Annotated in this window: 10 protein-coding genes and 1 tRNA gene; 7 read left to right on the plus strand and 4 right to left on the minus strand. The window is 74.8% G+C overall.

From position 1 onward, the window contains the following. Positions 1 to 36 precede the first annotated feature (36 nt). Both Cph01nite_RS17445 and Cph01nite_RS17450 read left to right on the plus strand, forming a co-directional pair. Positions 37 to 2,049 (plus strand): ATP-dependent helicase, encoded by a 2,013-nt coding sequence (locus Cph01nite_RS17445; RefSeq protein WP_203676030.1) that lies wholly within the window; start codon positions 37 to 39, stop codon positions 2,047 to 2,049. 405 nt (positions 2,050 to 2,454) lie between these two features. Then, positions 2,455 to 2,796, plus strand: coding sequence for a WhiB family transcriptional regulator (locus Cph01nite_RS17450; RefSeq protein ID WP_275407412.1), 342 nt, complete (start codon positions 2,455 to 2,457; stop codon positions 2,794 to 2,796). Between the two features lie 82 nt (positions 2,797 to 2,878). Here the strand turns inward: Cph01nite_RS17450 and Cph01nite_RS17455 are convergent, their stop codons facing one another. Both Cph01nite_RS17455 and Cph01nite_RS17460 read right to left on the minus strand, forming a co-directional pair. Further along, on the minus strand, positions 2,879 to 3,946 hold the full coding sequence (locus Cph01nite_RS17455; protein ID WP_203676032.1) for a ThiF family adenylyltransferase: 1,068 nt from the start codon (positions 3,944 to 3,946) through the stop codon (positions 2,879 to 2,881). A gap of 147 nt (positions 3,947 to 4,093) precedes the next feature. Then, positions 4,094 to 4,252: a DUF5679 domain-containing protein gene (locus tag Cph01nite_RS17460; protein ID WP_089798585.1), complete on the minus strand. Its 159-nt coding sequence runs from the start codon at positions 4,250 to 4,252 to the stop codon at positions 4,094 to 4,096. Positions 4,253 to 4,503: 251 nt separating this feature from the next. Here Cph01nite_RS17460 and Cph01nite_RS17465 point away from each other — a divergent pair, with 251 nt between their 5' ends. Then, complete coding sequence (locus tag Cph01nite_RS17465) at positions 4,504 to 5,097, plus strand: M48 metallopeptidase family protein (RefSeq protein WP_203676048.1); 594 nt, start codon at positions 4,504 to 4,506, stop codon at positions 5,095 to 5,097. 10 nt (positions 5,098 to 5,107) lie between these two features. On the opposite strand, the gene Cph01nite_RS17470 is transcribed toward Cph01nite_RS17465, so the two are convergent. After that, the gene (locus Cph01nite_RS17470; protein ID WP_203676034.1) at positions 5,108 to 6,538 is read right to left on the minus strand and encodes a zinc-dependent metalloprotease; all 1,431 of its coding nucleotides are present in this window, start codon (positions 6,536 to 6,538) and stop codon (positions 5,108 to 5,110) included. A 125-nt stretch (positions 6,539 to 6,663) separates the two neighbouring features. Here Cph01nite_RS17470 and Cph01nite_RS17475 point away from each other — a divergent pair, with 125 nt between their 5' ends. Next, on the plus strand, positions 6,664 to 7,815 hold the full coding sequence (locus Cph01nite_RS17475) for a YlbL family protein (RefSeq protein WP_203676036.1): 1,152 nt from the start codon (positions 6,664 to 6,666) through the stop codon (positions 7,813 to 7,815). Positions 7,816 to 7,825: 10 nt separating this feature from the next. On the opposite strand, the gene Cph01nite_RS17480 is transcribed toward Cph01nite_RS17475, so the two are convergent. Further along, a complete protein-coding gene (locus Cph01nite_RS17480) occupies positions 7,826 to 8,407 on the minus strand; it encodes a PPA1309 family protein (protein ID WP_203676038.1) in 582 nt (193 codons plus the stop codon). Between the two features lie 108 nt (positions 8,408 to 8,515). Here Cph01nite_RS17480 and Cph01nite_RS17485 point away from each other — a divergent pair, with 108 nt between their 5' ends. The 3 genes from Cph01nite_RS17485 (at position 8,516) to Cph01nite_RS17495 (ending at position 12,725) form a co-directional block, all read left to right on the plus strand. Next, positions 8,516 to 11,518 carry a UPF0182 family membrane protein gene (locus Cph01nite_RS17485; RefSeq protein WP_203676040.1) on the plus strand — a complete coding sequence of 1,001 codons (3,003 nt, stop codon included), beginning with the start codon at positions 8,516 to 8,518 and terminating at the stop codon, positions 11,516 to 11,518. Between the two features lie 133 nt (positions 11,519 to 11,651). Beyond that, on the plus strand, positions 11,652 to 12,632 hold the full coding sequence (locus Cph01nite_RS17490; RefSeq protein ID WP_203676042.1) for a DMT family transporter: 981 nt from the start codon (positions 11,652 to 11,654) through the stop codon (positions 12,630 to 12,632). Positions 12,633 to 12,651: 19 nt separating this feature from the next. Beyond that, positions 12,652 to 12,725 (plus strand) — tRNA-Met (locus tag Cph01nite_RS17495). Positions 12,726 to 12,986 lie beyond the last annotated feature (261 nt).

Genomic DNA, 12,986 nt, shown 5'->3' on the forward strand with positions numbered 1-12,986 from the left:
CGGCGGTGTCGGTGGAGGCTGCCAGACTCGTGCGTGATGTCCGCCGACTCACTCCTCGACGCGCTCGACCCCGAGCAGCGCGCCGTCGCGACCGCCCTGACGGGTCCCGTGTGCGTGCTCGCGGGTGCGGGCACGGGCAAGACGCGGGCGATCACCCACCGCATCGCGTACGGCGTGCGCACCGGCGTGTACCGGCCGGCGTCCGTGCTGGCCGTGACGTTCACGGCCCGGGCGGCCGGTGAGATGCGGGTGCGGCTGCGCGACCTGGGGGCGACCGGGGTGCAGGCACGGACCTTCCACGCGGCGGCGCTGCGTCAGCTCGGGCACTTCTGGCCCAAGGTCGTCGGTGGTGCGCCCCCGCGGCTCGTCGAGCAGAAGGCGACGCTCGTGGCCGAGGCCGGGCGCCGCGTGGGGGTCGCGGTCGACCGGATCTCGGTGCGCGACCTCGCGGCCGAGATCGAGTGGTCGAAGGTGTCGCTCGTCACGGCGGAGGACTACGAGCGGGCGGCGGCGGCCGTGCGGCGGCCCGCGCCGGCGGGCCAGGACGCGCAGGCCGTCGCCCGGCTCCTCACGGCCTACGAGGACGTCAAGACCGAGCGCGGCGTCATCGACTTCGAGGACGTCCTGCTGCTGCTGGCCGCCATGCTGGCGCAGCGCGGCGAGGTCGCCGACGAGGTGCGGTCGCAGTACCGGCACTTCGTGGTCGACGAGTACCAGGACGTCAGCCCGCTGCAGCAGTACCTCCTGGACCAGTGGCTGGGGGGCCGGCACGACGTCTGCGTGGTCGGCGACCCGAGCCAGACCATCTACTCGTTCGCCGGGGCGTCGCCGCACCACCTGCTGACGTTCGCCGCGCAGCACCCCGGCGCCCAGGTCGTGCGGCTGGTCCGGGACTACCGGTCGACGCCGCAAGTCGTCGCCCTGGCCAACCGGGTGCTCACGGCCACGCGCCGCCCCGGGGACCCCGTCCCGCTGCACCTGGTGGCGCAGCAGCCCGACGGCCCGCAGGTGCGGTTCACCGCGTACGACGACGACGAGTCGGAGGCCGCAGGGATCGCGGCGCGCGCGGCGCGCCTGGTCGCCGCGGGCGTCCCGGCCAGCGAGATCGCCGTCCTCTACCGCACCAACGTCCAGTCGGAGGCCTTCGAGCAGGCGCTGGCGGCCGCCGGGGTGGGGTACCAGGTCCGCGGCGGGACCCGGTTCTTCGCCCGTCGTGACGTGCGGGACGCGCTCGTCCTGCTGCGGGGCGGAGCGCGGTCGGCCGACCCCGACGTGCCGCTGGGGCAGACGGTCCGCGACATCCTCACCTCCGCCGGGTGGGCACCGCAGCCCCCCGCCGCGCGGGGCGCGGCACGCGAACGGTGGGACGCGATGCAGGCCCTCGTCGGGCTCGCGGACGACATGGCCGCGGCCCGCGCGGACGCCTCGCTGCCGGACCTGGTCGTCGAGCTCGACGACCGCGCGTCCGCGCAGCACGCGCCCACGGTCGACGGGGTGACGCTCGCGTCGCTGCACGCCGCGAAGGGCCTGGAGTGGGACGCCGTGTTCCTCGCGGGGCTGTCCGAGGGCCTGCTGCCGATCTCGCTGGCACAGACGGAGGCCGCCGTGTCCGAGGAGCGCCGCCTCCTGTACGTCGGTGTGACCCGCGCCCGTCGTCACCTCGACCTGTCCTACGCGGCCGCGCGGACGCCGGGGTCCCGGGCCTCCCGCACGCGCTCGCGGTTCCTCGCCGGCCTGTGGCCGGGCGAGTCGGCGGGTCGTGCCGACGGTCGGCGGGCCTCGGCGTCGGCCGACCCGGCCGTGCTCGAGCGGCTGCGGCTGTGGCGCGCGCGGGTCGCCGACGAGCGTGGGGTGCCGGCGTTCCGGGTGCTGCCCGACGTCGCCCTCGAGGCCGTCGCGTCCGCGATGCCGACCCGGCCGGCGGACCTGCGGCACGTGCAGGGGCTGGGGCAGACGCGCCTGCGCGAGTACGGCGACGAGCTGCTGCGCGTCGTCGCTGATGAGGGCGCGGAGGGCGACGGGCCGGCCGTCCGGAGGAAGTTCCGTTAATTGCTTGTGACGTCCTGACGGGCCGCCCTAGTGTGGGCACGTCCTTGTTCGCGGGGTGCTGCCGAAGAGGCAGGACCCGACCCTGGAGAGGAGGTGCAGCACCGTGGAGAGCAACACGATCGTGATGACGACGTCGCGTCATGAGTACATGCGGACCCTCGCACCCACCGGCTTCACCTTCCAGGGGATCGCTCTGCCCGCTTCCGGGCTCGAGCGCCGTCCGCGTCCCGCGACGTCCGGCACCGATCTCCGATCCAGGACCCCGTAGCACCAGCCTCAGCAGCAGGCAGGCCGCGGAGTCCGAACTCGGATCCGCGGCCTTTCTCATCCCTCCGGTTCCCACCGGGGTGAGCGGCCCGATCCGGCACCCACAGCTCACCCCGCAAGGACATTCAGGAGGACACCGTGCGGCTCTCGACGCTGCTCGACACCGTGAACCAGGGCGGATCCGGCCCCTGGCCCACCAGCAGCACCGCGACGACGAACGACCAGTTCGACCGGATGGTCGCCGACCTCATCCCGTGCCGCTCCCACGACGCGGAGCTGTGGTTCGCCGAGCGTCAGGCCGACGTGGAGCAGGCCAAGGCCCTGTGCCGGGGGTGCCCGCTCATCGAGGGCTGCCTCGCCGGCGCCGTCGAGCGCGCCGAGCCGTGGGGCGTCTGGGGCGGTCAGGTCTTCGTCGGCGGGGTGATCGTGGCCACCAAGCGCGGCCGCGGCCGTCCCCGCAAGGACGCGAGCGCGGCCTGAGACGGCGACCGCCGTGGTCCGCGCCCTGCACCCCATCACCGCCGGCACCCGCCGACGGTCCGCGACGCCGGGTCGCGCGAGGTCACGCCTCGCGCGGCCCGGCGTCCGTCGTGCGCGGCGGCACGCGGCACCCGCACGCCGGGTGCGTGGCCCAGCGGCGCTGCACCGCGACCAGGCCGGGCAGGGTGATCTCCGTCGTGGCGCCGCACAGCGCGGGCACGCCTCCCGCCAGCAGCACGAGGACCTGGGCCGCGGCGATCGCCGCGCACGACCCGGCCAGCACGCCGACCTCACCGGTCGCCGGTGAGCCGCTCGCCGTGGGCCCGGTGAGGGCGCCGAGCACGGTGGGCCAGCCCGGGTCGGCGTCGGCGCGGTGCAGGTCGAGGCAGCGCAGGCAGGGGTCCGTCCCCGGGCGCACGAGCGGCCCGACCACGGCGTCAGCCGCGCGCAGGACGACCGACAGGTGGACGACGTCCTCGGCGACGAGCCGGGCGGCACGCACCGGGTCGGCGGCGTCGTGCTCGACGACCACGACCACGTCCGGCACGGCGTCGCCGTCGCACCGCACACCGGGTGCCGCGTCACGCAGCACCCGGCGCGCGGCCACGGACCGGGCCGTGCCCACGTCCGCCCAGCGGTGCGTGCCGCCGGCTACGTCCGGGGAGCGCACGGGTGCGTCGTCGTCGAGCAGCAGCGTGCCGACGCCCGCCACCGCCAGCTGACGGGCGATCCCCAGCCCCGTGGGGCCGAGCCCGACGAGCCCGACCACCGCGTCGGCTCGCGCGGCGACGACCGCGTCGCCCGTCGCGTCCGGCTGCAGCAGGGACCACGCCGTCGCGTCGGCGGCGGCCGGCCCGCGGACGGCCGCCGAGGGCTCGGGACGTGCCCGTGTCAGCCCCGCGCGCTGCAGCTCGCCGACGGTCGCGGCGACGGCGTCGGGGTCGAGACCGGCGGCACGGGCCCGCGCGGGCAGCCGTGCCAGGTCGGTCGCGTCGTCGACGGACGTCCACAGGCGGACCTCGGCAGGCCGCAGGTCGACGAGCCGCACGGCCCACCGCGGGTCCGTGCCCACCTGCACCTCGTCGTCCGCGCGCGGCAGGACACGCAGGCCGGGTCGCAGCAGGACGGGTGCACGGGTCGCGCGGGTCACGGCGCCACCATGGCACCGCGCAGACGGGCGCATCGGGCGTCGTCCACAGGACCAGCGCAGGGGCGTCCCGGCACGACGAGGGCACCGTCGCACGCGACGGTGCCCTCGTGGGTGTCGTGACCGGGCCGAGGCGACCCGGGCCGGGTCTCAGGCCTTGCCGAGGATCCGGTTGAGCTTGGTGCCGCAGACCGGGCAGACGGCCTTGGCCATCCGGCGGCCGGACTCGGAGACGACGACGTCGCCCTCCGTCTCCCGCTTCTCCTTGCACTTCACGCAGTAGAACTCGCCCGCCCAGGTGTCGGCCATGTGGTCCCTCCTCGTGCTCCTCACCGGGCGTGGCATCGCGCCCGGGGCAGGGGACCATGACGGCCGCCGTGCGCTCACACAGTAGTGCGCGCCCTGCCCGCGCACGGGCGGTGCGCGACGGCTCCTACGGCGGCGTCGGGGTGAACCGGGGTGTCGTCGGGCCTGCCACCTGCGGTGCGCGCTAGCGTGCGAGGGTGCCGACATCGCGTGGGGCGACGCCGCGCGGTGGTGCACGCCGCGACGAGGTGGGGCTGCAGGCCTCGGCGCCGCTCGACGCGGCCGGTCCCGCGCCGGTCGTCGAGGTGCGCCGGTCCCGCCGTCGTGCCCGCACGGTGAGCGCGTGGCGCGAGGGCGGCCGCACGATCGTGGCGATCCCGGCCCGGTTCACCCGCGCGCAGGAGCGCGAGTGGGTGGGACGCATGGTCGAGCGCCTGGCGGCGCAGGAGCGTCGGCGGCGTCCCTCGGACGCGCAGCTGGTCGCGCGCGCGACCGAGCTGTCGCGGCGCTACCTCGGGGGTCGCGCCGTGCCGACGAGCGTGCGCTGGTCGTCCAACCAGGGACGGCGGTGGGGCTCGTGCACCCCGTCGGAGGGCACCATCCGCATCTCCGACCGCGTGCAGGGCATGCCGCGGTGGGTCCTGGACTACGTGCTGCTCCACGAGCTCGCGCACCTGCTCCAGCCCGGTCACGGCGAGGCGTTCTGGGCCGAGCTGGCCGGCTACCCGCACACGCAGCGCGCCCGGGGGTTCCTCGAGGGGTGCGCGTTCGCCCGAGACGGCGCGGACGACGACGCGCCCGACGAGCCCGCGGACGACGACCCGGACCCGGCGCCGCCCGCGGGCTGACGGGAGCGGCTCAGGTCGCCTGCGGTCCCGACGAGCCGTCGCCCGCAGCGTCACCGTCGGCGTCGTCGAGGATCTGCGCGAGTGCGCGGTCGAGGTCGGCCGACTCGTCGACCGCCGCCTGCCGACGCGCGTCGTACCCGCTCGGGTCGTCGAGGTCCTCGGACGTGGGCACGAGGTCGGGGTGCGCCCACACGGCGTCGCGCCCGGCGACCTCGCGCGTGGTCGTCAGGTGCGCCCACACGGTCGCGGCGTCCCGCAGCCGGCGGGGCCGCAGCTCCAGGCCGACGAGGCTCGCGAACGTCTGCTCGGCCGGGCCGCCGGCGGCGCGGCGGCGGCGCACCATCTCGCGCATCTGCACGGCGTGCGGCAGGTGAGGTGCGGCCGCGGTGGTGGCGACCTCGTCGACCCACCCCTCGACGAGCGCCAGCGCGTGCTCGAGCCGCGCGAGCGCGGCGTGCTGCGCCGGTGTCGTCTGCGGGGCGAACACACCTCCGGACAGCGCCTCCTGCAGGGCCGTCGGGTCCGTGGGGTCGATGGCGGCGACCGCCTCCTCGAGGTGGTCGACGTCGATCGCGATGCCGCGGGCGTACTCCGCGACCGTGTCGAGCAGGTGCGCGCGCAGCCAGGGCACGTGGGCGAACAGCCGGCTCGCGGCGGCCTCGCGCAGCGCGAGGTAGAGCCGCACCTCCTCCAGCGGGGTGTCGAGCCCCTCGGCGAACTCGTCGACGTTGGCGGCGACGAGCGCGGGCGAGGGGTGCTCCAGCAGCGGCAGGCCGATGTCGGTGGTCCCGAAGACCTCGCGCGCCAGGGTGCCGGCCGCCTGGCCGACCTGCAGCCCGAACACCGCCGACCCCAGGCCGCGCAGCAGCTGGGTCGGGTCGCCTGCCGCGTCGTCGCCCGGCACCGCGGTCAGCGCACCGCCGAGCTCGCCGATCGCCGGGCCGAGCGCCCCCGCCAGCGCTGCCGACAGGGACGCCGCGACCGGCTCGGTCAGGGTCCGCCACGTCGGCAGCGTCGCCTCGACCCACTCGGCGCGGCTCCACGCGTGGGCGGTCCCGGGTGCCGGCGGCAGGTCCGTCGCCGCGTCGAGCCACAGCTCCGCGACCGACAGCGCGTCGCGCACGTCCTTGGCGCGGCGCAGCGACAGGGCGGGGTCCCCGCCCACCGCGGCCTGCTGCCGGGCGAGGTCGTGGGCCATCTGCCAGTTGACCGGCTGGTCGCCGGAGCTTGCGAGCATGCTCTGCACCTGGGACAGCGCCTGCTGCAGCGCGACCGGGTCCGAGGGCAGGCCGGACGCGGCGGCCATCGCCGCCGGGTCGACGCCCATCTCGCGCATCTCGCGGATCGCGTCGTCGGCCGCCGGGCCGAGCATCGCACGGAGCATCTGCTCCCACTGCGGCGGGCCGTCGGGGCCGTCGGGGGACGGGACGTCGGGGCTCATGCGGGCCTCCTGGGTGGCCGGGGAGCACCACGGTAACCGCGCACCGGCGGGGGTCGGCGGGTGCGCGGCCCGGGTTCGCTCACGGCGCACACCCGGCCTGCGCGGACCGTGCGGCCCGGTGAGGGATGATCGTCCTCGTGCTCGACCAGATCCCGCCGGACGACCCCGCCGACGACCCGCGCCCGCGCGACGCCGAGGAGCCCGGCGAGGGGTCGCCCGTGCCCCGGCCGACGCCGCGCGCGGTGGTCCAGTCGTTCGGCATGCTCGCCGCGTCCGTGCTGGTGGGTGTGCTGGCGGTCATGCCGGCGCCGTACGCGGTCAACGGTCCGGGCCCGACCAGGGACGTGCTGGGCGAGGTCGACGGGGAGCCGCTGATCGAGGTCGAGGGTGCGCCGACGTACCCGTCGACCGGCGAGCTGCGGCTGACGACGATCTCCGGCGTCGGCGGTCCGGGCTACCCCGCGTACGCGCTCAACGTGCTGCGCGGCTGGATCTCGCCGTCCTCCGTGGTCCGGCCCGTCGAGGACGTCTACCCCCAGGACGTGTCCCGGGAGGAGATCGACGAGTCGAACGCGGGCCTCATGGTCTCCTCGCAGGAGAACGCCACGGTGGCGGCGCTCGTCGAGCTGGGCTACGAGGTCCCGGCGACCCTCGTCGTGGCCGGGACGGTGGAGGGCACGGACGCCGACGGCAAGCTCGAGGAGGGCGACGTGCTGACGGCGATGGACGGGGTGGCGCTGCCGGACTACCAGACGCTCGTCGGTCGGCTGGCGGACGTCGCACCGGGGGACACCGTGACGCTCACCGTCACGCGCCACGCGCGCAGCGAGGACGTGTCCGTGGTGACGAGCGAGCGGGAGGGCGGCGGGGCGCAGATCGGCGTCTTCATCGACCCCTCCTTCGACATGCCGGTCGACGTGCGGATCAACATCGAGGGCATCGGCGGTCCCAGCGCCGGCACGATGTTCGCCCTCGGCCTGGTCGACCTGCTGACTCCCGAGGACGAGGCCGCGGGGGTGGTCATCGCCGGCACGGGCACGATCGACGTCACGGGTGCCGTCGGCCCCATCGGTGGCATCCGGCAGAAGCTCGCCGGTGCGGTCCGTGACGGTGCCGCGTGGTTCCTGGCCCCGGCGGACAACTGCGACGAGGTCGTCGGCCACGTCCCGGACGGCCTGCGGGTCGTCGAGGTCGCCACCCTGCGGGACGCCCGCGAGGCGATGGTCGCGATCGGCGCGGGTGACGCCGACGACCTGCCCACCTGCACCGCCGGCTAGCGGACCGCGCTCACTCCAGGGTCGCGCGCACCGCGTCCACCAGGCCCGGCACCAGCTCGGGGCCCTGGCCGACCGCGTCGTCGCTGTCGTGCGCGCGTGTGCGCACGGCGCACCAGGACGGCCCGGCGCGCAACGCACCGACCGCCAGGCGCACGTCCTGGCGCTGCGGGTGCGCCAGGAGGGCCGCCAGGGCGGCGTCGGGGTCGTCGGGCAGGTCCTCCTCGACGCCCGGTGGCAGCACCACGCGCTCCACCGTCACCGCGGCACCGTGCACGGTGGACGGCCAGGTCAGCCCTCCGAGCAGCTGCTCGAGGTCCTCGGCGGCGGGCAGCCCCTCCTGCTCGACGGACGTCAGGTGCTGGTCGTCGGCCCGGGCCGCGGCGAGCACCTCGGGGGTCAGCTGGTCCGCGAGCCCCGGCTCGGCCTGCAGCGCGGCCTGGGTCCGCACGAGCGCGAAGACGCGCACGGGCGCGTCCCACCCGGCGGTGGCGACGTGGTGCTCGATCTCGCGCACCGCGTCGGCCAGCGCGCGCCGGGCGCGGGCCTCGGGGGAGGTGTCGTCGGTGGGCGGCGGGGCGGGGGTCGTGCTCACGCGCCCATCGTCGCACCCTGTGGGAACCTGGGAGCCGTCGCGTCCGTTCGTCAGCCGGAGGGCGCGCGTCGCGCCCGCCGCCCGCCGACCCTCGAGGAACGCCACGCCGTGACCTTCGCCTCCCCGCCCCGCCCTCGACCTGTCGCGCCGCGCCGCCGCGGCCCGCTGGTCCCGACACTGATCACGCTCGGCGTGCTCGTGGTCCTGCTGCTCGTGCTCGCCCAGGTGTGGACCGAGGTGCTGTGGTTCTCCCAGCTCGGGTTCACCGAGGTGCTGCGCACCGAGTGGCTGACGCGCGGCCTGCTCTTCGTCCTCGGCTTCGGGATCATGGCCGCGAGCGTCGGCTTCTCCCTGAGCTACGGCTACCGCTCCCGTCCGGTGTACGCGCCGTCGACGCAGGAGCAGGCCAACCTCGACCAGTACCGCGAGGCGATCGAGCCGCTGCGCCGGCTCGTGCTCGTCGTCGGCCCGATCGTCCTGGGCCTCTTCGCCGGTGGTGCCGCGTCCCAGCAGTGGAGCACCGTGCAGCTGTGGCTCAACGGTGACGAGGTCGGGGTGGTGGACCCGCAGTGGGGCATCGACCTGGGCTTCTACCTGTTCACGCTGCCGGGGCTGCGGTTCGTCGTGTCCTTCCTCATGGCGGTCCTGGTGCTCTCGACCGTGGCGGCCGTCGCCACGCACTACCTGTACGGCGGCCTGCGCATCGGCGGTGGCGCCGGCGGGCCGCGCACCACGCGCTCCACGCGCGTGCACCTCTCGGTCCTGGGCGCGCTGCTGCTCCTGCTCATCGCCGCCAGCTACTGGCTGGACCGCTACTCCATCCTCACGAAGCAGCAGACGGGGGAGCAGCGCTGGCAGGGCGCCGGCTTCACCGACGTGCACGCGGTGATCCCGTCCAAGGCGATCCTGGCCGTCGCGGCCGTGGTCGTCGCCGCCGCCTTCGTCGCGACCGCGTTCAGCGGGAACTGGCGGCTGCCGGCGATCGGCGTGGGCCTCATGGTCGTGGCGGCGGTCGTCGTCGGCGGCGTGTACCCGGCGATCGTGCAGCGCTTCCAGGTGCAGCCGAACCAGCAGGACGCGGAGTCCGAGTACATCCAGCGCAACATCGACGCGACCCTGCAGGCGTACGGGCTCGACGACGTGGAGTTCAGCGAGTACGACGCGAACGTCACGGCCGAGCCCGGCGCGCTGCGGGAGAACGCCGAGACGACCGCCTCGATCCGCCTCCTCGACCCGAACATCGTCTCGCCGTCGTTCAAGCAGCTGCAGCAGATCCGTGGCTTCTACGACTTCCCCGACTCGCTGTCGGTCGACCGGTACACGATCGACGGCGAGAGCCGCGACACCGTGATCGCGGTCCGCGAGCTCGACCTCAACGGCCTGAACGCCGGCCAGCGCAACTGGACCAACGACACGACCGTGTACACCCACGGGTTCGGCGTCGTGGCGGCCTACGGCAACACGCGCGGTGCGCGCGGCGCGCCGGCCTTCTGGGAGGGCGGCATCCCCTCGCAGGGCCAGCTCGGCGAGTACGAGCCGCGCATCTACTTCGGGCAGTCCTCCCCGGAGTACTCGATCGTGGGTGGCCCCGAGGGCACCGACGGCTGGGAGTTCGACTACCCGGACGACGACACGGGCACGGGCTCGGTGCCGTTCCGGTTCCCGACGCAGGAGGACTCGGCCGGCCCCGAGGTCGGCAGCCTGTGGCACAAGGTGCTCTACGCCCTGAAGTTCGGTGACGAGCAGATCCTCTTCTCCGAGCGCGTCAACGAGAACTCGCAGATCCTGTACGACCGCGACCCGCGCGACCGCGTCGCGAAGGTCGCGCCGTACCTCGACCTCGACGGTCGGGTGTACCCCGCGGTGGTCGACGGGCGCGTCAAGTGGATCATCGACGGCTACACCACGTCGGACCAGTACCCGTACGCGGCCGTCCGCTCGCTCGAGGACGCCACGACGGACTCGCTGACCGAGCGCAGCAGCACCGTCCAGGCGCTGCTGCCCAAGCAGGTCAACTACATCCGCAACTCCGTGAAGGCCACGGTGGACGCCTACGACGGGTCGGTCGACCTGTACGCGTGGGACACCGAGGACCCGATCCTGCAGGCGTGGACGAAGGTCTTCCCGACGTCGCTGCAGCCGATGTCCGACATCACGGGCGACCTCATGAGCCACATCCGGTACCCGGAGGACCTGTTCAAGGTCCAGCGGGCGCTGCTGGGCCAGTACCACGTGACGAACGCGGCCGGCTTCTTCTCCGGGAACGACTTCTGGCAGAACCCGGCCGACCCGACCGCGACCAACTCCGACGTCCCGCAGCCGCCGTACTACCTGACGCTGCAGATGCCGGGGGAGGACACGGCGACGTTCTCACTGATGTCGACCTTCATCCCGGGCGGGAGCAACGCCCGCAACGTGCTCACCGGGTACCTCGCGGTGGACGCGGAGGCCGGCAACACCCCGGGCGAGGTCTCCGAGACGTACGGCAAGATGCGCCTGCTCGAGCTGCCGCGCGACTCCACGGTCCCCGGGCCGGGGCAGGCGAGCGCCAACTTCACGGCCGACCCGGTCGTGTCGAACGAGCTGAACATCCTGCAGCGCGGGGACTCCACGGTGCGGCGCGGCAACCTGCTGACGCTGCCCGTGGGCGGCGGGCTGCTGTACGTGCAGCCCGTGTACGTGCAGGCGGCCAGCGGCACCACGTTCCCGCTGCTGCAGCGGGTCCTCGTGTCCTTCGGTGACGAGATCGGGTTCGCCGAGACGCTCGACGGCGCGCTCGACCAGGTCTTCGGCGGCGACTCCGGTGCGGACGCCGGTGACGCCGGCGCCGGACCGGTGCCGGCCCCCGGCGGGGACGACCCGGGCGACGACCCGACGGCGGACCCCACCGCCGAGCCGACCGGCCCGGCCACGCCGGCACCCGGGCCGACCACGGCGGATCCGGACGCGCGCGCCGCGCTCGAGGCCGCCCTGCAGCGTGCGCAGCAGGCGATCGTCGACGGGCAGGCCGCGCTCGCGGAGCGCGACTTCGCCGCGTACGGCGAGGCGCAGGACCGGCTCGACCAGGCGATCGCCGACGCGATCGCCGCGGAGGAGCAGCTGGCGGGCTGACCGCTGACGACCGGCGACGCCCGCCGTCCGACCCCCCCCCGGGGTGCGGGCGGCGGGCGTCGCCGCGTCACGGGCCGCGACCGCGACGGCGGCACGTTTGTCGCGTGTCGGTGGTGTGGGGGACGCTCAGGGCGTGACCGCTGACAACCGCGTCCTGGCCCAGTACCTCGGGGCGGCGCTCGTGTGGGGCTCGAGCTTCCTCTTCATGAAGGTCGGGCTCGAGGGTCTCTCGCCGGCGCAGGTCGCGCTGTCGCGCCTGCTGCTGGGGGCGCTGACGCTGGTCGTCGTCATGGTCGTCGCGCGTCGGGCGTGGCCGCGGGACCGGCGGACCTGGGGGCACCTCACCGTGCTCGGCCTGCTGCTGTGCATGGTGCCGTACCTGCTGTTCGCGTGGGCGGGGCAGCACCTGGCGTCGGGCCTGTCGAGCATCCTCAACGCGACGACGCCGCTGATGACCGCCGCCGCCGTCGCCGTGCTGCTGCCGGTCGAGCGGCTCACCGCGGTGCAGCGGCTGGGCCTGGTGGTCGGCGGGGTCGGTGTCGTCGTCGTGGTCGGGCCGTGGGCGTACCTGGCGCAGGTCGCGACCGCCGCACCCCTGCCGGCGGTGCTCGCGTGCCTGGGGGCGACGGCCTGCTACGGGCTGGGGACGACGTACCAGCGTCGCTTCGTCGTCCCGCTGCGGCTGCCGCCGGAGACGGTGGCCGCGGGCCAGGTGACGGCCGGTGCGCTGCTGCTCACGCTCGCGGCGCCGGTCGTCGCGACGGGCCCCGTGCAGCTGACGTGGTCGGTCGTGCTGTCCATGCTGGCGATCGGCGCGCTCGGCACCGGGCTCGCCTACGTGTGGATGGCCCGCATCATCGACGCCTGGGGGCCGCAGCGGGCGTCCACGGTCACGTACCTGACGCCGCTCGTCGGGGTGCTGCTGGGGATCGTCGTGCTCGGGGAGCGGCTGCACTGGTACGAGCCGGTCGGCGGGGTGGTCGTCGTGCTGGGCGTCGTCGTGGCGCAGCGCGCCGGGCGTCGGACGTCCCGGCTGCCGGTGCCCACCGACGGGGCCGTGACGACGGTCACGGCCCCTGACCAGGCAACCGATTTGGACGCTCGGCGTGCCTGACGTAGAGTTGAGACACCGACGCGGGGTGGAGCAGCTCGGTAGCTCGCTGGGCTCATAACCCAGAGGTCGCAGGTTCAAATCCTGCCCCCGCTACTTGTGAAGTAGCAGTTCAGAGGCCCTTTCGATCTTCGGATCGGGAGGGCCTCTGGTGTTGATGTGGGCAGAATGTGGGCAGCGGACGTCGGCGAGCGCTGGCGGACGGCGGCGATGACGGTCGGCCATCCCAGCTTCTACTCCTCGTGCCGATCGCCGATCCTTGAGCAACTCGACCTCATCGGCCGCCTTCCCGGCGCACCGCGCCTCCACCGGGTGCCCGTCCGTCTCCAGCTACTTGCACGGTGGGACTGCCCAGAG

Origin of the sequence: Cellulomonas phragmiteti (genome assembly GCF_016862775.1) — a bacterium.
Taxonomy (GTDB): domain Bacteria; phylum Actinomycetota; class Actinomycetes; order Actinomycetales; family Cellulomonadaceae; genus Cellulomonas; species Cellulomonas phragmiteti.

Bases quoted from the DNA above. Each gene is read 5' to 3' on its own strand.
- Cph01nite_RS17460 (WP_089798585.1), bottom strand. From the start codon at position 4,252: ATGGCCGACACCTGGGCGGGCGAGTTCTACTGCGTGAAGTGCAAGGAG.
- Cph01nite_RS17445 (WP_203676030.1), top strand. From the start codon at position 37: ATGTCCGCCGACTCACTCCTCGACGCGCTCGACCCCGAGCAGCGCGCC.
- Cph01nite_RS17475 (WP_203676036.1), top strand. From the start codon at position 6,664: ATGATCGTCCTCGTGCTCGACCAGATCCCGCCGGACGACCCCGCCGAC.
- Cph01nite_RS17470 (WP_203676034.1), bottom strand. From the start codon at position 6,538: ATGAGCCCCGACGTCCCGTCCCCCGACGGCCCCGACGGCCCGCCGCAG.